This window comes from Novispirillum itersonii subsp. itersonii ATCC 12639 (genome assembly GCF_000381985.1).
GTDB classification, from domain to species: Bacteria; Pseudomonadota; Alphaproteobacteria; order Rhodospirillales; family Rhodospirillaceae; genus Novispirillum; species Novispirillum itersonii.
In genome coordinates, this window is sequence record NZ_KB907338.1 from 120,660 (window position 1) to 141,500 (window position 20,841).

At 65.6% G+C, this 20,841-nt stretch carries 18 protein-coding genes; 10 read left to right on the forward strand and 8 right to left on the reverse strand.

Annotated features, from left to right (window positions below; all coding sequences use genetic code 11):
- Nucleotides 1-76 precede the first annotated feature (76 nt).
- Nucleotides 77-493, forward strand: a complete 417-nt coding sequence (locus tag G365_RS22680) for a hypothetical protein (protein WP_019644190.1) — start codon at nt 77-79, stop codon at nt 491-493.
- Between the two features lie 19 nt (nt 494-512).
- Here G365_RS22680 and G365_RS0103885 read toward each other — a convergent pair whose 3' ends face one another.
- The gene (locus G365_RS0103885) at nt 513-1,271 is read right to left on the reverse strand and encodes a response regulator transcription factor (RefSeq protein WP_019644191.1); all 759 of its coding nucleotides are present in this window, start codon (nt 1,269-1,271) and stop codon (nt 513-515) included.
- 56 nt (nt 1,272-1,327) lie between these two features.
- On the opposite strand from G365_RS0103885, the gene G365_RS20250 reads away from it, so the two are divergent.
- The 5 genes from G365_RS20250 (at nt 1,328) to G365_RS0103910 (ending at nt 6,522) form a co-directional block, all read left to right on the forward strand.
- Nucleotides 1,328-2,344, forward strand: coding sequence for a Bug family tripartite tricarboxylate transporter substrate binding protein (locus tag G365_RS20250; RefSeq protein WP_155976112.1), 1,017 nt, complete (start codon nt 1,328-1,330; stop codon nt 2,342-2,344).
- Nucleotides 2,345-2,495: 151 nt separating this feature from the next.
- The gene (locus G365_RS0103895) at nt 2,496-3,473 is read left to right on the forward strand and encodes a Bug family tripartite tricarboxylate transporter substrate binding protein (protein WP_019644193.1); all 978 of its coding nucleotides are present in this window, start codon (nt 2,496-2,498) and stop codon (nt 3,471-3,473) included.
- A gap of 268 nt (nt 3,474-3,741) precedes the next feature.
- Complete coding sequence (locus tag G365_RS20255) at nt 3,742-4,215, forward strand: tripartite tricarboxylate transporter TctB family protein (RefSeq protein WP_019644194.1); 474 nt, start codon at nt 3,742-3,744, stop codon at nt 4,213-4,215.
- A 25-nt stretch (nt 4,216-4,240) separates the two neighbouring features.
- Nucleotides 4,241-5,758, forward strand: coding sequence for a tripartite tricarboxylate transporter permease (locus G365_RS0103905; RefSeq protein WP_019644195.1), 1,518 nt, complete (start codon nt 4,241-4,243; stop codon nt 5,756-5,758).
- A 116-nt stretch (nt 5,759-5,874) separates the two neighbouring features.
- Nucleotides 5,875-6,522: a YjbE family putative metal transport protein gene (locus G365_RS0103910; RefSeq protein WP_019644196.1), complete on the forward strand. Its 648-nt coding sequence runs from the start codon at nt 5,875-5,877 to the stop codon at nt 6,520-6,522.
- A 91-nt stretch (nt 6,523-6,613) separates the two neighbouring features.
- Here G365_RS0103910 and G365_RS22685 read toward each other — a convergent pair whose 3' ends face one another.
- A complete protein-coding gene (locus G365_RS22685) occupies nt 6,614-7,087 on the reverse strand; it encodes a helix-turn-helix domain-containing protein (RefSeq protein WP_019644197.1) in 474 nt (157 codons plus the stop codon).
- 802 nt (nt 7,088-7,889) lie between these two features.
- Here G365_RS22685 and G365_RS0103920 point away from each other — a divergent pair.
- Nucleotides 7,890-9,236, forward strand: coding sequence for a globin-coupled sensor protein (locus G365_RS0103920; RefSeq protein ID WP_019644198.1), 1,347 nt, complete (start codon nt 7,890-7,892; stop codon nt 9,234-9,236).
- Nucleotides 9,237-9,373: 137 nt separating this feature from the next.
- On the opposite strand, the gene G365_RS23400 is transcribed toward G365_RS0103920, so the two are convergent.
- Nucleotides 9,374-11,548 (reverse strand): DEAD/DEAH box helicase, encoded by a 2,175-nt coding sequence (locus tag G365_RS23400; protein ID WP_081628455.1) that lies wholly within the window; start codon nt 11,546-11,548, stop codon nt 9,374-9,376.
- Nucleotides 11,549-11,949: 401 nt separating this feature from the next.
- Here G365_RS23400 and G365_RS0103930 point away from each other — a divergent pair, with 401 nt between their 5' ends.
- A complete protein-coding gene (locus tag G365_RS0103930; RefSeq protein ID WP_019644200.1) occupies nt 11,950-13,221 on the forward strand; it encodes a hypothetical protein in 1,272 nt (423 codons plus the stop codon).
- 72 nt (nt 13,222-13,293) lie between these two features.
- Here the strand turns inward: G365_RS0103930 and G365_RS0103935 are convergent, their stop codons facing one another.
- On the reverse strand, nt 13,294-14,358 hold the full coding sequence (locus G365_RS0103935; RefSeq protein ID WP_019644201.1) for a MaoC family dehydratase: 1,065 nt from the start codon (nt 14,356-14,358) through the stop codon (nt 13,294-13,296).
- Between the two features lie 20 nt (nt 14,359-14,378).
- Nucleotides 14,379-15,257: an HpcH/HpaI aldolase/citrate lyase family protein gene (locus G365_RS0103940; protein WP_019644202.1), complete on the reverse strand. Its 879-nt coding sequence runs from the start codon at nt 15,255-15,257 to the stop codon at nt 14,379-14,381.
- Nucleotides 15,258-16,052: 795 nt separating this feature from the next.
- On the opposite strand from G365_RS0103940, the gene pdxY reads away from it, so the two are divergent.
- Nucleotides 16,053-16,928: a pyridoxal kinase PdxY gene (pdxY, locus tag G365_RS20270; protein WP_019644203.1), complete on the forward strand. Its 876-nt coding sequence runs from the start codon at nt 16,053-16,055 to the stop codon at nt 16,926-16,928.
- Between the two features lie 10 nt (nt 16,929-16,938).
- Here pdxY and G365_RS0103950 read toward each other — a convergent pair whose 3' ends face one another.
- A complete protein-coding gene (locus G365_RS0103950) occupies nt 16,939-17,226 on the reverse strand; it encodes a hypothetical protein (RefSeq protein WP_019644204.1) in 288 nt (95 codons plus the stop codon).
- Nucleotides 17,198-18,223: a GlxA family transcriptional regulator gene (locus G365_RS0103955; RefSeq protein ID WP_019644205.1), complete on the reverse strand. Its 1,026-nt coding sequence runs from the start codon at nt 18,221-18,223 to the stop codon at nt 17,198-17,200. The genes G365_RS0103950 and G365_RS0103955 overlap by 29 nt, the downstream gene beginning before the upstream one ends.
- 143 nt (nt 18,224-18,366) lie before the next feature.
- Here G365_RS0103955 and G365_RS0103960 point away from each other — a divergent pair, with 143 nt between their 5' ends.
- Entirely contained in the window at nt 18,367-19,158 is a 792-nt protein-coding gene (locus tag G365_RS0103960; RefSeq protein ID WP_019644206.1) for an SDR family NAD(P)-dependent oxidoreductase, read from the forward strand.
- A 7-nt stretch (nt 19,159-19,165) separates the two neighbouring features.
- Here G365_RS0103960 and G365_RS0103965 read toward each other — a convergent pair whose 3' ends face one another.
- A complete protein-coding gene (locus G365_RS0103965) occupies nt 19,166-20,641 on the reverse strand; it encodes a methyl-accepting chemotaxis protein (RefSeq protein WP_026345072.1) in 1,476 nt (491 codons plus the stop codon).
- Between the last annotated feature and the right edge of the window lie 200 nt (nt 20,642-20,841).

Here is a 20,841-nt window from a genome sequence, read left to right on the forward strand (position 1 = left end):
TCCCTTTATGCGGGTGGACGGGGTGACTTTCGGTTGATAATCTCATGCTCTTTTTAAGGGCATTTGGGGAAAAAGAATGCACCGCAACCGACTTGAAACCCGCCGTGTGGAACGGCTGGCGCTGCGCTTTGGTGTGCTGCTGATGGGGGCTGTGGCCCTGACGGCGTGCAGCAAGCGCGGCAGCATGGCTGACCGGACCGTCACGCCGGACACCTACACCCGCGCCTATGATGCCCGCTTCAAGGGCGAAGAGACGCTGGGCTGGGGGCCGGAGCTGATGACCGCATGGTCGCGGCTGGGGGCCGCCGGGGCCTGCGGCATCCCCTATGACCGGCAGGCGGCGCTGGCGAAGCTGGAGGCGATGAAGCCGATCGGCACCGTTGCGCATGAGCTGAACGGCATTGAATACCACGCGATGCAGGCGCAGCAGGTCAAAGGGTTCTGCACCGATGCCCGCAAGGCGGATATCAGGGCGTTCCTGAAAAGCTGGTAACGCGGCGGCGGCGCGGGGGTTATCCCGCGCCGATCAGCCGGTATCCGGCCCCGCGCACGGTGGCGATAAAGCGCGGTGTCTCCGGGTCGTCGCCCAGCTTTTTGCGCAGCTTGGCGATGATCATGTCAATACGGCGGTCTTCCGGCACCCAGTCGGGGCCGCCGATCGCCTCGACAATCTCCTGCCGGGTCAGCACCGCGCGCGGGTGGGCCAGCAGGGCGGCAAGGCATTCAGCCTCCAGCCGGGTCAGGGCCACATCGCCGTCGGCGGACAGCAGGCAGAGGGCCTTGCGGTCAAAGGCCCAGCCGCCGATGCGCGGCAGATCAGGGTCGGCGGGGGTGCCTGCGGCGACCGCAGCCATCGCGACAGGAGCCGTCGCAACCGGCCCGGCGGGCGGCACTGCCCGCCGCAGCACCGACCGCACCCGGGCCAGCAGTTCCCGGCTGTCGAAAGGCTTGCAGATATAATCATCGGCCCCCAGTTCCAGCCCGACCACCCGTTCCACCGGGTCGGTCTTGCCGCTGACGATGATCAGGGCGGTGGACGGGGCCGCGCCGCGCAGGGCGCGGGCGACCTCCAGACCGTTTTCAATGCGGCCGTCGCTGTGATGCAGGGTGATATCCAGCAGCACAAGATCGGCGGGCTGCCCCTGCAGGGCGGCCAGCGCGGCGCTGCCGGTGGCAAAACCGCTGACGCGGTATCCCTCGCCGCTGAGATAGGCGGATAACGAGCGGACAATCCGCTCGTCATCATCAATGATGGCGATATGCTGGCTCATGACCTTAGGATTGGGCCGTTCTTATTTTTCAGGACGTTTCCGGAGTGCCGCTGACAATGACAGGTTCCCGCCCGGAAAGAAAGGCGTCTGCCCCCGGCCCGTCGCGCCGGGCGCTGCTGCGGGCCCTGCTGGGCGCGGGGGCGGTGGCCGGGCTGACGGTGCCGCACCCGGCGCAGGCGCTGGTGATGGGGGCGCTGCGGCTGCTGGTGCCGGGCGGGCAGGGCGGCGGCTGGGATACGGCGGCCCGCATCGTCGGGCAGGGGCTGCTGGACGAAGGGCTGGTGGCCCGGCTGCATTATGAGAACTATTCCGGCGGCTGGGGGATGCGGGCGCTGATCCACCTGATCGCTCAGGGCCGCCCGGATATGATGATGGTGCAGTCGCAGTCGCTGATCCTGACCGGGCTGACCGGCGATTTCCGGCTGACCTTCCGTGATGTGCTGCCGCTGGCGACGGTGATGCGGGAATACCAGATTCTGGTGGTGGAACGGGACTCGCCCTTCACCACCGCCCGCGCTTTTTTCGACCATCAGCGCCAGAACCCGGCCCATACCCCGGTCGGCGGCGGCTCGGCCCGCTGGGGGCTGGATCATGTCTGCGCCGGGCTGATGGTCGAGGCGGCAGGCGGCAATCCCGCCGCCCTGCGCTACATCCCCCACGATGCCGGGACCGAAGCGCTGAACGCCCTGCTGGCCGGGGAAACGGCGGCGCTGGTCACCGGCATCGCCGAAACCCGGCAGGCGGTGCTGGGCGGGCGGGTGCGGGTGCTGGGCGTCACCAGCCCGGAACGCCTGTGGGGCTATGACTGGCCGACCCTGTTTGAACAGGGCATCCCGATGATATTCCAGAACTGGCGGGGCTTTTTCGCCGCCCCGTCGGTCAGCGCCGATGCCCGCGACCGGCTGACCCGGGTGCTGACCCTGCTGACCACCCATGCGGCATGGACCCGTACCTGCGAACGGATGGGCTGGCTGCCGTCCCTGACCGTCGGCGACGGCATGGGCGCGGCGCTGGAGGCAGAAGAGGCCCGGATGAAAACCGCCCTTGACCGGCTTGGCTTCCGCAAGGGCTGATGTCCCTGATTTTCGGGTGGATACTTTTACATAAAAATTACAGAGCGGTGATTGTGACCGCACCGCACCCTTCGACACACTCCGGCTTGCAATAGACGCATGCCCCCCATGTCCATACGGCGGGGCAAGACGTAAACCGGGAGCAAATGTCATGAAGAAGGTTCTCGCCCGCACCGTTGCGGTCGCCGTTTTCGCCTGTGCCACCGTCGGCCTGTCCGGCGTTTCCATGGCTGAACAGAAGCTGGAAAGCCTGAAGATCATGGCCCCGGCCTCGCCGGGCGGCGGCTGGGACCAGACCGCCCGCAGCATGCAGCAGGCCCTGCAGGAAGGCGGGCTGGTCAAGACCGTGCAGGTCAACAACGTGCCGGGCGCCGGTGGCACCATCGGGCTGGCCCAGTTTGCCACCCAGGGCAAGGGCGACGGCAAGCAGATGATGGTCGGCGGCATGGTGATGATCGGCGCGATCAAGACCAACAACGCCCCGGTCGGTATCGACTCCGTGACCCCGATTGCCCGCCTGACCGGCGAGTACGAAGTGCTGGTGGTGCCCGCCGCGTCTGAGATCAAGACCTTCGATGACCTGAAGAAAAAGCTGAAGGAAGCCCCGCGCGCGGTGGCATGGGCCGGTGGCTCTGCCGGTGGCACCGACCACATTCTGGTCGGGCTGATCGGTAAGGAACTCGGCCTGAAGCCGTCTGACGTCAACTATGTGCCGTTCTCGGGCGGTGGCGAGGCACTGGCGGCGATTCTCGGCGGCCATGTCACCGTCGGCGTGTCCGGCGCCGGGGAATGGGCCAGCCAGATCGCCAGCGGCCAGCTGCGCGCCCTTGCGGTGTCCAGCGCCGAGCGTCTGAAGGATGTCAGCGCCCCGACCCTGAAGGAAAGCGGCGTCAACGTCGAGCTGGCCAACTGGCGCGGCATCTTCGCCGCCCCCGGCATCAGCGCCAAGGATAAGGAAACCCTGATTTCCGCCGTTGAGGCCGCCGTGAAGGGCCCGGTGTGGCAGGATACGCTGGTCAAGCGCGGCCAGACCGACCTGTTCCAGAAGGGTGATGCGTTCACTGCCTTCCTGAAAGACGATCAGGCCCGCATTGAAACCGTGCTGAAGGATATCGGTCTGGTGAAGTAAGCCTGACCGTCTGAGACCGCCCCGTCCCCCGGCCCTGCTGAATCCGGCGGGGCGGGGCCGGAAGCGGGCGGACGGATGATGATACTGCCGCCGGGATGCGACCCCTCTCCTGTCCCGGTGTCCACCGTCCGTCCCCCGCTTCCCTGTTCTGCCTTGCGTCCGTGTTCGCCCCCGCCCCCGGCCCCGCCCCGGTTTCTCCGGGGTCTTCCGCCCGCCGCGCTGCCCTGACACGGCCTCTCTTTCTTTTATATATCCGGAGTGTCACGCCATGCCCCAGGCGCAGGTTCGCCGCTGGGAAGCATCGTTTGGCGTCAAGGTACTGTCGATCGGCGGTGCCATTGCCATCGGTATCAGTTCCCTGCCAGAGACAGCAGTGGTGCAGGCCGTCGGGCCGAAAGTGTTTCCGCTGCTGATTGCCGCCGCCATGATGGCGGTCGGCCTTGCCATCGTCATCCGGTCGATGGTGATGAAAAATGCCGACGCCGCCGAAATTCCGGCGATGGATGTGCCGCCGTTCCTGATGGTCAGCGGCGGGCTGCTGGCGCAGATCGTGCTGATGGAGCATGCCGGATTCATCATCGCCTCGACGATCCTGTTTCTGGCCACGGCCCGGGCCTTCGGCAGCCGGTCGCTGCGGCGGGATATCATCGTCGCGCTGGTGCTGTCGGTGGCGGCTTACGCCGGGTTCACCGCCGGTCTGGGCCTGACCCTGCCGGCCGGTCCGTTCACCGATGTGTTTTAACGGCGTGCTGTAAGGGGCATCGGCCATGGATACCTTTTCCTCCCTCATGCACGGCTTTTCGGTGGCGCTGACGCCGCTGAACCTGCTGTGGTCGCTGATCGGCGTGACGCTGGGCACCGCCGTCGGCGTGCTGCCGGGCATCGGCCCGGCCCTGACCGTGGCGCTGCTGCTGCCGGTCACCTTCAACCTTGATCCCACCGGGTCGATGATCATGTTCGCCGGGATTTATTACGGCGGGATGTACGGTGGCTCCACCACCTCGATCCTGATCAACACCCCGGGCGAATCCGCCACCATCGTCACCGCGCTGGAAGGCAACAAGATGGCCCGGGCCGGGCGCGGGGCCGCCGCGCTGGCCACCGCCGCCGTCGGGTCGTTTGTGGCCGGTACGGTCGGCACCGTGGCGCTGACCTTTCTGGCCCCGACGATGGTCAAGGTGGCGCTGTCCTTCGGCCCGGCGGAATACTTCGCGCTGATGGTGCTGGCCTTTGTCGCCGTCACCGCCGTGCTGGGTCAGTCGGTGCTGAAAGGGGCGGCGGCGCTGGGTGTCGGTCTGGCGCTGGGGCTGATCGGCATCGACATGCAGTCGGGTCAGGCCCGCTTCACCTTCGGCGTGCCGGAGCTGCTGGACGGTATTGACGTGGTGGTGGTGGCCGTCGGCCTGTTCGCGGTCGGCGAGACCATGTTCATGGCGGTGCGTCACCGCTTTGAGACCGAGCAGATGGAAGCCATCAAAGGCAGCCTGTGGATGAGCCGCGAAGACTGGAAACGGTCGTGGAAGCCGTGGTTCCGTGGGTCGGCGATCGGGTTTCCGCTGGGGGCGCTGCCCGCAGGCGGGGCGGAAATCGGCACCTTCCTGTCGTATCTGACGGAAAAGAAGCTGTCGAAAAAGCCGGAAGAGTTTGGCAACGGCGCCATTGAAGGCGTCGCCGGGCCGGAAGCCGCCAACAATGCCTCTGCCGCCGGTACGCTGGTGCCGCTGCTGTCGCTGGGCCTGCCGACCACCGCCACCGCCGCGATTCTGATTGCCGCCTTCCAGCAGTTTGGCCTTAACCCCGGCCCGCAGCTGTTCGCCACCCAGCCGGATCTGGTGTGGGGCCTGATCGCCAGCCTGTACATCGGCAACTTTATGCTGCTGGTGCTGAACCTGCCGCTGGTCGGGATGTGGGTGCGCCTGCTTGTCATCCCCAAGCCGTTGCTGTATGCGGGCATCATGGTTTTTGCCACGCTGGGCACGTATACCCTCAACAACTCGGTGGTGGATCTGGTGCTGCTGTATGGCATCGGGGTGCTGGGCTTCTTCCTGCGGGTGATTGATGTGCCGCTGGCCCCGGCGGTGATCGGCCTGATCCTCGGCCCGATGGCAGAACAGCAGTTCCGCCGGGCGCTGTCGATCTCGCAGGGCGATGGGTCGGTGTTCTTCACCCATCCGCTGTCGCTGTGTCTGCTGCTGCTGGCCGCCGCCCTGCTGATCGGCCCGCCGCTGTGGCGCCTGATCAGGGGGAGGCCGGAGCCGAAGCACGCCTTCCACGGCGAGGACTGAGGCCGGCGAAGACGGAAAAGGCCGCGACCGCCCCGGGGGATGACAGGCCCCGGGGCCGGTCTTTTAACTGATTATTCCGGCTTAGGCCGGGTTTACGGGACAGGATGAGCGTAACTATGGACGCAGGTTTGATTTCAGAACTGACAGCCTTCATGCAGGTGCTGTTCATCGACTTGGTGCTGGCGGGGGATAACGCCATCGTCGTCGGGATGGCGGCGGCCTCGGTGCCGCTGCTGCACCGCCGGAAGGTGATCCTGCTGGGGATCACCGCCGCCGTGGTCATGCGTATCGCCTTTGCCGTGCTGGCCACCAAGCTGCTGGCGATCATCGGCCTGACGCTGGCCGGGGGCCTGCTGCTGGCGTGGGTGTGCTGGAAGATGTGGCGCGATCTGCGCTCCCCCAAGGAAGAGGAAGCCGCCGCCGATCTGGTCGAAAGCGAGATGGAGGACGGCACCTCCGCCCCGTCGGGCAAGCAGGGCAAAAGCGTCATGCAGGCGGTGGTGCAGGTGGCGATGGCCGACCTGTCGATGTCGATCGACAACGTGCTGGCGGTGGCCGGTGCGGCGGGCGATCACACCTGGGTGCTGGTGTCCGGCCTGATCCTGTCGGTGGTGCTGATGGGCGTGGCGGCGACCTACATCGCCAAGGCGCTGACCCGGTATCACTGGATCGGCTATCTGGGTCTGGCAATGATCGTCTGGGTGTCGCTGCATATGATCTGGCGCGGCGGGGACGAAGTGCTGAAGGCGGTCGGCTGGATGTAATCCGCCCGCAGACAGAAAAAAGCCCGAGAAAAAGGCCCGGCAGTGTCCGGGCCTTTTTTTATTGCTCCGACGGGTGAAAGAGGCAGGCGGGCTACTCCGATGCTGCCCACAGATCCCGCCGCAGGCGTTGCAGGGCGACTTTCAGGCCAATCATCCACCCGGTCTCGTCGGTGGTGACGGAGGCCAAATCCGCGTAGATCTCCGCCTGTAAGCGCGCCAGAAGCCGGGGGGGGAGTGGGGTGTTCTCTCCGCTGTACAGGTCGGCGATCATCTCCCCCACCGTAGCCAGTCGCCGGGCATCGACTGGGGCCGGGTGGTCGGTCGGATTTGCCCCGGACCGTGCCGGTATCGGCCCTTCCCCCGTTGCCAGCCACTCAATACGGACTCCGGCCGCGGCGGCGATGGCAATCAGCCGCAGCCGCGACGGTTCTGCCTTTCCGGCCAGATATTCGCCGATCGCCCGGCGGGAGATGCCCGTTTTTTCTGCCAGCCGTGTGGCGTTTCCGGCCAGGCGGGCGGCTGTGTCCATCCGTTCCTGAAAACCGTCATCGGCCATGGGGGTCATAGGGATGGCCCCCGTAACCTTAGAAAGTTTACCCGGGTTTCGTGTCGGGTTTCGTGCCGGGTTTCGTGCCGGGTTTCGTGGATGCATATGCAATCCAAGCGATTATAAGGACTTGGTGGGATAAAACCGTATACGGCAGAAAGAACTGGATTTTTCAACTTGATAGCTTGGAAGTTTTCTTCCATATTGCGTCTCGTTCGTACCCTGATACCACTTTATGAAAGCCGGTCTTAGGGAACCGGGCGGGGGGAGAAAGAAATTACCTATCCGTTTACAAGAGGGTGACAGGGGAACAGCCCCCCAGAGCAGGGTCCCGTTCCGGGTATCCGCGAAGCTGAAAGGCCATTGAAAAGTGACCTCGCAACGCCTTTTCTGCAACGGCATGCCGGAGAAGACGGGGTGTGTGGCGCAGGCATAAGCTGCCGCCGACTCCGGCAGGTTGCCGGTAGAGGTAGGGATGCGCCTGAAAGCCTGCCTGACCGGTTGCCGCGCCGGAGAAATATCGCTGCAACGTCGCAATGAGTCACGGCCTAAAAATAGCCCGTGCTGCGGCGCTCTGCTGAAATTCTGAACGTGGAAAGACAGAAACACCGTCAGGCCCTGCTATCAGGAGCCTGCGCTCATGTGTGCCTATGACCGGAAGAGGAGCGGGGTGCAGGGGAAAACCATGTTTTTTTAAAGGGTTATCTTCTTGTGGTCCTGTCAGTTCTGCATCTTCGGCAGCGGGCCAGCCGGTGCCGGTACGGTCGGTTTGCCGTGATGCCCCTCTCTCTGGCAGATCCATCCAGCCCGGAGGCTTATCGTGTTTACGTCCGTTCCTTCGCCGGTCATTCATGGTCTGGACCGTGATGTCCGGTTGTCATTCCTGCGTATTGATGCAGAGACCTGCGCGGCCCTGCGAGAGTTTCGTCCGATTCTGGAGGCACATCTGGAAGGACTTCTGGATGGGCTTTATGCCGGGATCCGTGCCGTACCACAGTTAACCCGGCTGTTCGGCAGCCCGGACCGTCTGGCTCATGCCCGGGCAATGCAGGCCCGGCACTGGCTGACCGGGGTGTTTAGCGGTGATTTCGATGATGCCTATATGGCGCAGGTGACCGCCGTTGGCCTGACGCATGCCCGGATCGGGCTGGAACCGCGCTGGTATATGGCATCTTACTGCTATGCCCTGACGATGATGACCGATCTGATTTTCCGGCATCACCGCCGTTCCCCGCAGCAGGCGGCCCGGCTTGTCAGTGCCGTGACCAAAGCGGTTTTTCTGGATATGGAGCTGGCAGTTTCTGTCTATGTGCAGGCTGGGAGGGAAGCAACCAGATCGGTGATTGAGGTGTTTGAGCGGGAAGTGAATGATCTGGCCGGGGTTGTAACCGCTGCCGCTGCCGAACTGAAGGACTGCTCTGTGGCGATGACCGGAAGCGCCGAAACCGCCAGCCGGGGCGTTGCGGAAGTGTCGCAGGCAGCGGACACCGCGGCTGACAGTGTGCGCACGGTGGCGTCGGCGGCAGGGGAACTGCATGCCTCTATCCGGGAGATCGCCCGCAGGATGGAAGACTTTTCGCGGGTGTCGGCGTCAGCGGTTGATAAGGCTGATCAGATCGGCGCGTTGGTGGAGGGGCTGGCGGCGTCGGTCAGCCACATCAGTATGGTGGTACGGCTGATCTTTGACATTGCCAGCCGCACCAACCTGCTGGCCCTGAATGCGGCGATTGAGGCGGCCCGTGCCGGGCAGGCCGGCAAAGGGTTTGCTGTGGTGGCGGGGGAAGTGAAGAGTCTGGCCGGGCAGACAGCCAAGGCCACCCGGGATATTGCCGCGCAGATTGAAGCGGTACAGACGGCCACTACTGCAGTGGTGCGGGCCATCCAGTCCATCACCGTCACCGTTGCCGATATGAACGGCATCGGCCTTGCGGTTGCTGAGGCGGTGGAACAGCAGGATGCTGCCACCCGGGAAATTGCGGGAAGCACCCGTCGGGCTTCTGACGGTACCGGGGCTGTGTCCGTGCGGATTTCCGGGGTTTCTCAGGCTTCGCAGGAAACCGGGGTGGCCGCCCGGCAGGTACTGGCGACTGCCGAGAATCTGGTGTCGCGGTCTGATGCGCTGAAAGAGCGGATGCGGGATTTTGTGAAAACCATCCTTACGGCCTGAGCTGGCACCGATACGGGGTGTGCTGCGGTCTGCCCCCCCCCCACTCCCGCCCGCCCGGAATGGTGCGCTGAAACAAAAACGCCCCCCTGTCTGCACAGGGGGGCGTTCTGTCACTCAGGGGACGTTAACCGCAGAGATCAGGCGGCGTCAGTCTTGCGCAGCTTGGAGAAGGCGGTCTTGTCGCCAAAACCCTTCTTGCCACCGAAGGACTTCTTCTCGCCCTGCGGACGATCACCGAAATCCTTGCGCGGGGCCTTCATCGGGCGGTCGCCGACCGGACGGTCGCCATGATCGGCGGCGCGGTACGGGCGGTCTTCGCGCTGCGGACGGTCAGCCCCGAATTCACCCTTGCCCTTGAACGGGCGCGGCATGTTTTCGCGGCGGGCCGGCTTGTCGCCGAAGGACCGTTCGCTGCGCTCGCCGAACGGGCGGTCACCCTGCGGACGGTCGCCGAAGGAACGGCCTTCGCGCTGCGGGCGGTCACCGAACGGACGGTCCCCACGCGGGGCGCGGTCGCCGAACGGGCGGTCACCCTGCGGGCGGTCGCCGAAGGAACGGCCTTCACGCTGCGGACGGTCCCCGAACGGACGGTCCCCACGCGGGGCGCGGTCGCCGAAGGAGCGTTCTTCACGCTGCGGACGGTCGCCGAACGGGCGGTCGCCACGCGGGGCACGGTCGCCGAACGGACGGTCACCCCGGTTCGGACGGTCGCCGAAGGAGCGTTCTTCCCGCTGCGGACGGTCACCGAACGGACGGTCGCCACGCGGGGCGCGATCCCCGAAGGAACGTTCTTCCCGCTGCGGGCGGTCGCCGAACGGGCGGTCGCCACGCGGGGCACGGTCGCCGAACGGACGGTCACCACGCGGGGCGCGGCCGCCGAAGACACGCACGCCACGCTGCGGACGGTCGCCGAACGGACGGTCACCCCGGTTCGGGCGGTCACCGAAAGAGCGCTCTTCCCGCTGCGGACGGTCACCGAACGGACGGTCACCACGCGGGGCGCGGTCGCCGAAGGAGCGTTCTTCACGCTGCGGGCGGTCGCCGAACGGGCGGTCACCACGCGGGGCACGGTCCCCGAAAGAACGGCTCTGGCCATCGCGCTGCTGCGGCGGGCGGCGGCCCTGCGAGGCGGCACCGCGCTTGGGCATCCGGGTCGGCCAGTCACCGCCCAGAATGCTCAGCTCGTTGCCGGTCAGGCGCTGGATGTCGCGCAGGTAACCCGCTTCATCGCTGGCGCAGAACGACACGGCAATCCCGCTGGCCCCGTTACGGGCGGTACGGCCGATGCGGTGCACATAGCTTTCCGGCACGTTGGGGATGTCGTAGTTGATGACGTGCGACACCGCCGGAATATCAATGCCACGGGCAGCGATATCGGTGGCGATCAGCACGCGGCTTTCCCCGGCGCGGAAGCGGTCCAGCGACTTCTGACGGGCGGCCTGGCTCTTGTTGCCGTGCAGGGCTTCGGAACGGATCCCGGCCTTGAACAGGTTTTCGCTCAGGCGGTTGGCGCCGTGCTTGGTGCGGGTGAAGACGATGGTGCGGGTGATGCCCTTGTCTTCCAGCAGCTGCACCAGCAGATCCTGCTTGGCACCGCCTTCAACGAAGTAGACGTGCTGGTCGATCTTGGCCGGGGTTTCACCGGCGCGGGCGACTTCAACACGCACCGGGTCGGTCAGCAGGGTCTGCGCCAGCGATGCCACCTGCGGCGGCATGGTGGCGGAGAACAGCATCGACTGACGGTCCTGCGGCAGGGCGTTGGCAATCTTGCGCACGTCGTGGATGAAGCCGAAATCCAGCATCTGGTCGGCTTCGTCCAGCACAAAGTGGCTGACGAGGTCAAGGCGCAGTTCGCCGGTGCTCATCAGGTCGTTGATGCGGCCGGGGGTGCCGACCACGATGTCAACGCCACGGAAGAGGCGGTCAACCTGCGGGCGGCGGCCGACGCCGCCAAGCACGGCGAAGGACCGCAGGCGGGTGTGCTTGCCCAGGGTACGGATCGCGTCGTCGATCTGCACCGCCAGTTCGCGGGTCGGGGCCAGAATCAGGGCTCGGATGTGGCGCGGCGGAATCTTGCCACGCGATTCCACCAGCGCGTTCATCATCGGCAGCACGAAGGCGGCGGTCTTGCCGGTGCCGGTGCGGGCAATGCCCAGCACGTCAAGGCCCTTCAGACCGTAGGGGATGGCTTCAGCCTGAATCGGGGTGGGGGAGGTGAAATTATTTTCTGTCAGGCCCTGCATCAGGGACGGGGCAAGGGACAGAGAGTCAAAAGTGGTGGACTGGCCCGCAACGGCGGCGCCGGTTTCCATATCGGTCACGTCAAAAATCCTTTGAGCGCCCGATCTTCCCCGCAGGGACCAGACTCGGGACGCAGTGTGTCCGCTCACCACGCGCGACGGGGGACCGGACGGTTTCGCTTTCAGAAGGGCTCGGGAAAGACGATTAAGGCGCCCGGCATATCCACCTGAGCGCCACCGTCATTCGCGCGATCGCGAGACAATCGAGGGGGAGATAACCACGTCTGCGGCCTGCGGTCAACACAATGTTTGCACTGCGATAAAAACCGCAGAAAACGGATGGGTTTGCACTGCGACAAAGACCGCAGAAAGCGGATGGGTTTGCACTGCGATAAAGACCGTCCGGAAACGGGGGGTTTGAGGGCGGGGGGAATCGTGCTTCAATTACCCTTATAGGTATATAGGGGGCGGTGATGCCGGTTTTTACCATTTATTGCTGTGGCACTGCATTCAACCGCAACAGTCAGGATGAGCTGGTGGCCACCTTCGCCGCCCTGACTGCCGGACATGAGGTCCGCACGTCCCCCTATGGCAATGCTCCGGTGACCGGCACCTATCTGATTCTGGAAGGGCCGGGATCGGATACCGGGAACGGCGCGGTGATGCCGGGGGTGAACAACCCGCTGCTGGGGGTCGCAAAGAACATCGCCAATCCTTTTATTGAACAGCAGATCAAGGCGGCCCCGCGCGGCGCGGATGCCGGGTTCATCCGGTCGTTCTATGGCGAGACCGGGGATACGCCCTACAGTCAGCTGACCGCGAAGGCCAACGGGACCGGCTGGCATGATAATGTGCTGCGGGCGGTGAGTGTGGTGGCCAACCTGCATGTTCAGCCGACCGTCATCAACATCATGGGCTGGAGCCGGGGCGCGGTGACCGCCATCAAGATCGCCAACAGACTGTGGGAGGTCTTTGGGGCGGTGATCCGGGTCAACCTGTTCCTGATCGATCCGGTTCACGGGCAGGTGGTCAGTCAGGCGGTCGAGGATACCCGGCTGCCGCCGAACGTCCGCCGGGCGCGGATCATTCTGGCGGTCCATGATGTGGACCGGCCGTTTTTCGATCCGCAGGATGCCAGTGTGGTCTATGTGGAGAATGCGGGGGCAACAACGCTGGAATGGCTGCCGATGGCGGGGAATCATTCCGGGCAGGTGATGCGGACCGGGCAGGGGGCGCTGGAAGCGGCATGGCGCTGCACCTGGGGGCTGGCGCTGGATTCCCTGCATGGCTGGGGCACGGTCTTCCATGCCGGAGTCGGGGCCTATGCGATGACACCGCTGGCCTATGTGCTGGCCTATGCCCGTATGAAGGCGCTGTGGCCTGCGGCAGGCATGCTCTCCAACCGGGCCTTTGTCGCGAACATGAACCAGTATGTGCGCCGGCCCGGCCTTTACGTCAACAATCACCATGAAGAGATGTTTGCGCAGGCATTTCCGCAGGTGTACCGGGTGCTGCACGGGCAGGCCCTGCACTGGGCACCGGGCGAACTGGCGGTACAGACAGAAGCCTTCCACCGGGCCGTATCGCAGTACGGTGACCTGATGCTGTGGCTGGAAGTGACCGGGCGGGCCGTCCGCAGCGGGCCACGGCGGATGATCACCCCGGCATGGATACCCGTGACGGCCCCGGCCCCGGTACTGACCCCGGGGCAGGCGTATAAGGCCCGGATCGGCAAGCTCGACTGACGGCAGGCGGCGGAACGCAGACCGCCCGGCGCGGTGGCCGGGCGGTCCGTCATCAGGCATGCCGGGCCGGTTTCAGCGGCGCGGCATCAGCACCCAGTAATCAAAGTCCAGCACCACGGCGGGCAGATACTTGCCGTCGGCATCCTTATACGGATGACCGGCGCAGGGCAGGTCTTTGGTGGCGACGGTGCGCAGGCGCAGGGCGCCGACGTCGCTGCGTTCGGGGAAGGCGGCTTTGTCCAGCACTTCGGTCCAGCAGTGAATGGTATCGCCGGAGAAGGTCGGGTTGCAGTGGCTTCCGGCGTTGATCGCCACCAGCTTGCAGGCGTTGCCCAGCCCGTTGAACGACAGGGCGCGGGCCAGCGAGATGATATGCCCGCCATAGATCAGCCGCTTGCCGAACCGGCCTTTGGCCTGCTCAAACTGGTTGAAGTGGACCTTGGCGGTATTCTGGTACAGCCGGGTCGCCATCATGTGCTCGGCTTCCTCGATCGTCATGCCGTCAACATGGTCGATCTTCTCGCCGGGGGCGTAGTCGTCCCACAGGTGCGGGCTGCCCGCCAGCACGGTGTCGTAGGCCTCGGTGTCGAAGGTGACACCGGCGGGCACCTTCAGGGCGGCGACCGGCACCGTCTTCGGCAGGTCGGGCACCACTTCGGCCGGGGCCGGGGCGGCGGCGTCGCGCTTGTTGACCATCACCCAGCGCACGTAATCGACAACCATCTCGCCGCGCTGGTTGACCCCGCGTGACCGGACATAGACCACCCCGGTCTTGCCGTTGGAGTTTTCCTTCAGGCCGATGACGGTGGAGGTGGTGGTGATGGTATCCCCGGCATAGACCGGCACGCCGAAGGTGCCGTCGGCATAGCCGAGGTTGGCGACCGCGTTCAGCGAGATATCCGGCACGGTCTTGCCGAACACGATGTGGAAGGCCAGCAGGTCATCGGCGGGCATATCCTCGAACCCGAGCGCGGTGGCGAACTCGGCGGAAGACTGCACGGCAAAGCGCGGACCGTAGAGGGCGGTATAGAGGGCGATATCGCCTTCGGTGACGGTGCGCGGGGTGGCGTGGGCCAGCACCTGACCGATGCGGAAATCCTCGAAGAAGTTGCCGCTGTTGGTCTTATTGGTTGTCATGGGGGACAGTCCTTTCCGGCTCAGGCGGCGGCGGCTTCAAGCGCGGCGATCTGTTCGGCCAGCGCCACGGTCTGGCGGGCGGTGACGACGTGCAGGTTTTCGATCAGCTTGCCGTCAACCACCACCACGCCCTTGCCGTCAGCCTCGGCGGCGGCATGGGCGGCGATGATGGTGCGGGCCCAGTCCAGTTCCTTCTCCGTCGGGCCGAAGGCGGCGTTGGCGGCGGCGATGGTCTTGGGGTGGATCAGGGTCTTGCCGTCAAAGCCCAGCTCGCGGCCCTGCAGGCAGGCGGCGGCAAAGCCTTCGTCATCGGACAGGTCAAGATAGACGCCGTCCAGAATCGCCAGCCCATAGGCCCGGGCCGCCATCACGCACAGGTTAAAAGCGGCGATGAACGGCAGGCGCAGGGTGGTGTGCAGGCAGCGCATATCCTTGGCAAGGTCGCTGGTGCCCATCACAAACCCGCCCAGACGCGGGGTGGCGCGGGCGATCTCTTCGACATGCAGCACGCCCAGCGGGGTTTCGATCATGCACCAGATGGCCATGTCGGCGGGGGCCCCGCTGGCGGCCATGATGGCTTCGACCTGCCGGACCATGTCGGCGCTTTCCACCTTGGGGATCAGGATGCCGTGGGCCCCGCTGCGGGCGGCGGCGGCAATATCATCATGGCCCCACGGGGTGCCCAGACCGTTAACGCGGATCAGCACCTCACGCTGGCCGTAGGTGGCGGCAAAGGCGCAGACATTGGCGCGGGCCTCGACCTTGGTGTCGGGGGCGACGGCGTCTTCCAGATCAAGGATCAGGGCATCGGCGGCAAGGCCACGGGCCTTTTCCAGCGCCCGGGTGTTCGACCCCGGCATATACAGCATGGAACGGCGGGGACGGGACTGTGTCGGCATGGCAGGGGAACCTCCCGGATGGCGCCGGTCTTGGCCGGACCTGGCGCAAGATGATTTTTTGAATTGGTGGTGCGTCTTTAACAAAGTTGCGCATTCGCGCATGCAGCATAGTACCGATTCCGGCACCGGGCACAAGGCCGCAGTGTGTTATGGCGGGGGTGGGGGCGGGGCTATGGGTGGGAAGAAACCGGACTGGCCGTGATTGCAAAAAAGGATCTTTTCGACAGGCCGGAGTGGTTCTAGGGTCTTGGGCGGTTGAAAAAGGGGGAGAGAGATGTTCCTGAGCCAACTCGCCCCGCGCGACCGTTCGCGCGTAAGCCAAGGGCGCGGACGCGCCCGCCCGGCGTGTGAGGGACAGACAACAGAGGTACGGCTTTGCCGTACCGACTGGGCCATTGAGGCCCCGTGCCCGCGTGGGCACGTAAGCCAAGGGGGCGGACGCCCCCGCCCGGCGTGTGAGGGACAGACAACGGAGGTACGGCTTTGCCGTACCGACTGGGCCATTGAGGCCCCGCGCGACCATTCGCGCGTAAGCCAAGGGCGCGGACGCCCCCGCCCGGCGTGTGAGGGACAGACAACGGAGGTACGGCTTTGCCGTACCGACTGGGCCATTGAGGCCCCGTGCCCGCGTGGGCACGTAAGCCAAGGGCGCGGACGCGCCCGTCCGGCGTGTGAGGGACAGACAACGGAGGTACGGCGCCGCCGTACCGACTGGGCCATTGAGGCCCCGTGCCCGCGTGGGCACGTAAGCCAAGGGCGCGGAGGCGCCCGCCCGGCGTGTGAGGGACCAAAAAAATGACAAACCGGAAGCGCACCGTGGTGTCGGTGCAGTCGCATGTGGCGTATGGGCATGTCGGCAACGCGTCGGCGGTGTTCCCGTTGCAGCGGCTGGGGTTTGAGGTGTGGCCGGTGCATACCTGTCAGCTGTCGTGCCGGATCGGCTACCCCGATGTGCGGGGCGAGGCGTTTACGGCGGAGCATGTCGGCGACATCGTTGACGGGCTGGCGGCGGCGGGGCATCTAGGCCGCGCTGCCGGGCTGGTGTCGGGCTATCTGGGCCGGGCGGAAATCGGCGGGGCGATCCTGCGGGCGGTCAAGGCCCTGCACGCCGGGGACGGCACCGGCATTTATCTGTGCGACCCGGTGATGGGCGATGACGATGCCCACGGGCAGGGGCGGCTGTATGCGGCGGCGGATATCCCTGATTTCATGCGGGCGCATCTGGTGCCGCAGGCCGATGTGATTGCCCCCAACCGTTTTGAGCTGCACCTGCTGACCGGCCTGCCGGTGACCACGGTGGCCGAGGCGGTGACGGCGGCGCGGGCGGCGCTGCGGCTGGGGCCGCGGCTGGTGGTCGGCACCAGCATGCCGCTGCCGGACCGGGGGGAGATCGGCTGTCTGGCCGTGACCGAAGAGGCGGCGTGGCTGGTGCGGACCCCGCGCCTGTCGCCGCCAGCGCCGATCCATGGTACCGGCGATGCCTTTGCGGCGCTGCTGCTGGGCTGCCTGCTGAATGGCGAGAGCCCGCCGCAGGCGCTGTCGCACGCGATGTCAGCCCTGTATGCGGTGATTGATCTGACACTGTCGCTGGGCGAGATCGAGCCGCAGCTGGTGGCGGCGCAGGATCTGCTGCCGACCCCGCCGCATCTGTTTGTCCCGGAGGCGGTGTAACGTCGCCGGGTCAGACCCACAGCCGGTACAGCCAGAACGACTCGTCTTCGGCAAACCGCCGGGCAAAGTCCCCGGGGGGGAAGCCGGTGATCCGCCGCACCTCGCGGCTGAGGTGGGCCTGATCGGCAAAGCCTTCTTCAGCGGCCAGTGCGGCAAAGTGCAGCGGGGCACCGCTGCGGTGACGGTCGCAGGCGGCATGAAACACCGCCTCGGCCCGCACCCGCCGCTCCGCCTGCCGTTCGCTGTAATCCCGGTGCCGGTGATGCGGGTCACGCTGCGGCCGGATCAGCCCCTGCATCTGGATCTGCATCCGCTGTAAGGCTGCCGTGCAGGCTGCGGCGCAGGGTCTGGGGCGGGTGCCCGAAGTGGCGCAGAAAGGCGCGGCGCATGTGGTCGCGGTCAGAAAAGCCGGTGATCCGCGCCACCTCGTCCAGTGACCGGCGGCCCTGTTCCAGCAGGCCCCGCGCCGATTCCAGCCGCAGATGCTCCACCGCCTTGGCCGGGGACTGTCCGGTCTCTTCCCGGAAGACCCGGCTGAACTGGCGGGGGCTCAGGCTGGCGGCTGCCGCCAGATCCTCGACACCAAGCGGGGTGTGCAGATGGTCGCGGGCGTGCTGAAGGGCACGGCGGACCCGGTCAGAGCGGGGTTCCATCTCCAGCAGGGCAGAAAACTGCGACTGCCCGCCGGGGCGGCGGTGATAGACCACCATCCGCTGGGCCACGGCGCGGGACAGGGCCGGGCCGTGGTCGTCTTCCAGCAGGGCCAGCGCCAGATCAATCCCCGCACTCATCCCCGCCGAGGTCCAGACCGCGCCATCGCGGATAAAGATCCGGTCATCCTCAACCCGGACCCCCGGATAGGTCTGGCGCAGTTGGGGCGCATAATACCAGTGGGTGGTGGCCCGCCGACCGTCGAGCAGCCCGGCTTCGGCCAGCAGAAAGGCCCCGGTGCACAGCCCGGCAACGCGGCGGGAGCGCCGGGCCGCTGCCCGCAGATGGGCCAGCACCGGCGGCGGGCCGGGCTGGGGCATCAGCCCGCCCAGCACCAGAGTGGTGTCATAGGGCCAGTCGGGGCCGTCCCCGGCGGGCAGGGCATCGGTTTCCAGCCGTGATCCAAGGCTGGTGCGGACCGGCCCGCCGGTGGCCGACAGCAGCACACAGCGGTAGCCGCCGCCTGAGTCGGCCCGCAGACCTGAGCCGGTCAGCAGAACGGTGGCCAGCTCAAACACCGACAGGGCCGCCAGCCCCATAAACGGGGTGCCGTCGGGCACCACCACGCCGATGGTCTTCATCATTGCCCTGCCTGTGTCATGTCCTGAATTGCTGTTTCTATGACATTCAGGATATCGGCTGGCAATGGTAAACCTGTGGTCACGCACTCCACCGGGCCCTGTTATGCTGCGGCAGACACGGCCCGACAGACACAGGATAACCGATCATGAGCACGTCTTCTTTGGGTACCATTGCCATCACCGGCGCATCGTCCGGCATCGGGGCCACCTATGCCGACCGTTTTGCGGCCCGGGGCCACGGTCTGGTGTTGATTGCCCGCCGAGGGGATGTGCTGGACGCGCTGGCGGCCCGGCTGCGGGCGGCCTACGGCGTGGCGGTGCGGGTGGTGGTCGCCGACCTGACCGACCCGGCAGCACTGGCGGCGGTCGAGGCGGATCTGGCATCCGACGCCGGGCTGACCCATCTGGTCAACAACGCCGGGGTGGCGTCGGTGCTGCCGGTGGCGGCGATGACGCCGGATCAGATCACGGCGATGGTTGCCATCAATGTGACGGCCCCGGCCCGGCTGGCGCGGGCGGTCATCGGCGGGTTTAAGGCCCGGGGACAGGGGACGCTGATCAATCTGTCGTCGGTGGTGGCGGTGGGGCCGGAGATCCTGAACGGGGTCTACAGCGGGTCCAAGGCCTTCATGCTGGCCCTCAGCCAGTCGCTGCGGCAGGAACTGGCCGGAACCGGGGTGCATGTGCAGGCGGTGTTGCCGGGGGCGACCGCCACCGACATCTGGCAGACCGGCGGCGGTGATCTGTCGGCCCTGCCGCCGGACGCTGTGATGAGCGTTGATGATCTGGTCGATGCCGCCCTGACCGGGCTGGACCGGGGCGAGTTCATCACCATTCCGCCGCTGGCAGAGGAAGCGGAGTGGACGGCCTATGAAACCGCCCGGCAGGCGATGCTGCCCAACCTGTCCCGGCGGGAGCCTGCGGCCCGCTACCGGTAACGGGGCGTCAGTGACTCAGCACCGCCGCGGCTTCCCGGGTCCGTTCAAAGGCGCTCTGGGCCTGTGCGACGGCGGCGCTGATGGTCACCACGTTCTGGGTCACCGCCCCCACCGACGAGGCCGCCGCCTGCATGGTGTTGGAAATATCGCGGGTCACGATGCTTTGTTCCTCAACCGCCGATGCGGTGCAGACCACCTGCTGGCGCAGGGTATCAATCGATCTGCGGATCGAGTCGAGAGACATGACCACCTGTGACGACACGGCCTGAACCGCATCAATCTTTCTTGAGATCAGGCCGGTCGCCTGCGCCGCCTGTGTCGCCAGCGTCTTCACCTCTCCGGCGACAACGGAAAACCCTTTGCCCGCCACTCCGGCGCGGGCGGATTCGATGGTGGCATTCAGGGCCAGCAGGTTGATCTGCGCGGCGATGCCGTTGATGGTGCTGACGATGCTGCTCATTTCCTGCGTGGCATCAACCAGCCGGACGACAGAGGAATCGGCGGTGGCCACCGTTTCCTTCGCCTGATCGCTGGCCTGCTGCGACTGACTGATGCTGGCAGAAATCTCGTTGATCGAAGCGACAAGCTGCTGGGTTCCGGCGGCGATGGTCTGCACGTTTTCCAGCGTGGAGGAGGCTGCGGTGCCGGTCGCCTGCGTCATCTGGTTAGAATGAACGATCGCTTCGTCGATTTCGCTGAAGTTGACGTCAATGATCTGCTTCAGCCTGCTCATCAGCCTGACATGCTCGGTCACGTCGGTGGCAAACTTGACCACCTTGACCAGCGTGCCGGTCAGGTCAAAAACCGGGTTGTAGGTGGCCTGAATCCAGATGTCAGAGCCATCGCGGCGGATGCGGCGGTACCGGCTGGCCTGAAACTGGCCCTGCCGCAGCGTGGCCCAGAATGCCGTGTACTCTTCGCTGGTCCGGTCCTGTTCCGGCACAAAGATCCGGTGATGTTTGCCGGTGATTTCGTCCAGCCGGTACCCGAGGGCATCGAGAAAATTCTGATTGGCGGTGAGAACCATCCCGTCCGGGGAAAACTCAATCACCGCCTGCGACCGCATGATGGCATTGACCTTACCCAGCAGGTCAATGTGTTCCATCTTGATCGGGGTGATGTCGGTGGCGCATTTGATCACCTTTTCGACTTTGCCGGAGGCATTCCGCACCGGGGTGTAGCTGGCCTGCAACCAGACGGTCTGGCCGGTTTTGGTCACGCGGCTGAACTGGCGGCTCTGCCGTTCGCCCCGGCGCAGGCGACCCCAGAAATCGGCATAGTCATCGCCCTGCTGCTCTGCGCCGGATAAAAACATCCGGTGATGTTTGCCGGCGAGTTCGCTCAGTTTATAGCCCATCAGATCAAGGAAGACCTGATTGGCGGACAGGATGACCCCATCCGGGGTGAACGAGATGACGGCCTGAGTTTCCCTTACAACCTGAAGGAGATCAGATGCGTCGGCGTCCATTCGTTTGATGAACATGATCTGATCCCCTTTCTCTGCGGTGCGGGTCTCTGCGGGCAGTCTGTACAGTGTACGCCGCACGGTTTTTGGGTCTATGGTCTGGTTGGACTATCCTGAAAACGCAGGGAAAAGTAAGATTTTTAGATTTTTTCTAAGAAAAGAAGGCGCTTTCTTCAGTCTTTACAGGACTCTTGCCCGGCCTCCATTCCGCAGGCAGG

Bases quoted from the DNA above. Each gene is read 5' to 3' on its own strand.
- G365_RS22680 (WP_019644190.1), top strand. From the start codon at position 77: ATGCACCGCAACCGACTTGAAACCCGCCGTGTGGAACGGCTGGCGCTG.
- G365_RS0103885 (WP_019644191.1), bottom strand. From the start codon at position 1,271: ATGAGCCAGCATATCGCCATCATTGATGATGACGAGCGGATTGTCCGC.
- G365_RS20250 (WP_155976112.1), top strand. From the start codon at position 1,328: ATGACAGGTTCCCGCCCGGAAAGAAAGGCGTCTGCCCCCGGCCCGTCG.
- G365_RS0103895 (WP_019644193.1), top strand. From the start codon at position 2,496: ATGAAGAAGGTTCTCGCCCGCACCGTTGCGGTCGCCGTTTTCGCCTGT.
- G365_RS20255 (WP_019644194.1), top strand. From the start codon at position 3,742: ATGCCCCAGGCGCAGGTTCGCCGCTGGGAAGCATCGTTTGGCGTCAAG.
- G365_RS0103905 (WP_019644195.1), top strand. From the start codon at position 4,241: ATGGATACCTTTTCCTCCCTCATGCACGGCTTTTCGGTGGCGCTGACG.
- G365_RS0103910 (WP_019644196.1), top strand. From the start codon at position 5,875: ATGGACGCAGGTTTGATTTCAGAACTGACAGCCTTCATGCAGGTGCTG.
- G365_RS22685 (WP_019644197.1), bottom strand. From the start codon at position 7,087: ATGACCCCCATGGCCGATGACGGTTTTCAGGAACGGATGGACACAGCC.
- G365_RS23400 (WP_081628455.1), bottom strand. From the start codon at position 11,548: ATGGAAACCGGCGCCGCCGTTGCGGGCCAGTCCACCACTTTTGACTCT.
- G365_RS0103930 (WP_019644200.1), top strand. From the start codon at position 11,950: ATGCCGGTTTTTACCATTTATTGCTGTGGCACTGCATTCAACCGCAAC.
- G365_RS0103935 (WP_019644201.1), bottom strand. From the start codon at position 14,358: ATGACAACCAATAAGACCAACAGCGGCAACTTCTTCGAGGATTTCCGC.
- G365_RS0103940 (WP_019644202.1), bottom strand. From the start codon at position 15,257: ATGCCGACACAGTCCCGTCCCCGCCGTTCCATGCTGTATATGCCGGGG.
- pdxY (WP_019644203.1), top strand. From the start codon at position 16,053: ATGACAAACCGGAAGCGCACCGTGGTGTCGGTGCAGTCGCATGTGGCG.
- G365_RS0103950 (WP_019644204.1), bottom strand. From the start codon at position 17,226: ATGCAGGGGCTGATCCGGCCGCAGCGTGACCCGCATCACCGGCACCGG.
- G365_RS0103955 (WP_019644205.1), bottom strand. From the start codon at position 18,223: ATGATGAAGACCATCGGCGTGGTGGTGCCCGACGGCACCCCGTTTATG.
- G365_RS0103960 (WP_019644206.1), top strand. From the start codon at position 18,367: ATGAGCACGTCTTCTTTGGGTACCATTGCCATCACCGGCGCATCGTCC.
- G365_RS0103965 (WP_026345072.1), bottom strand. From the start codon at position 20,641: ATGTTCATCAAACGAATGGACGCCGACGCATCTGATCTCCTTCAGGTT.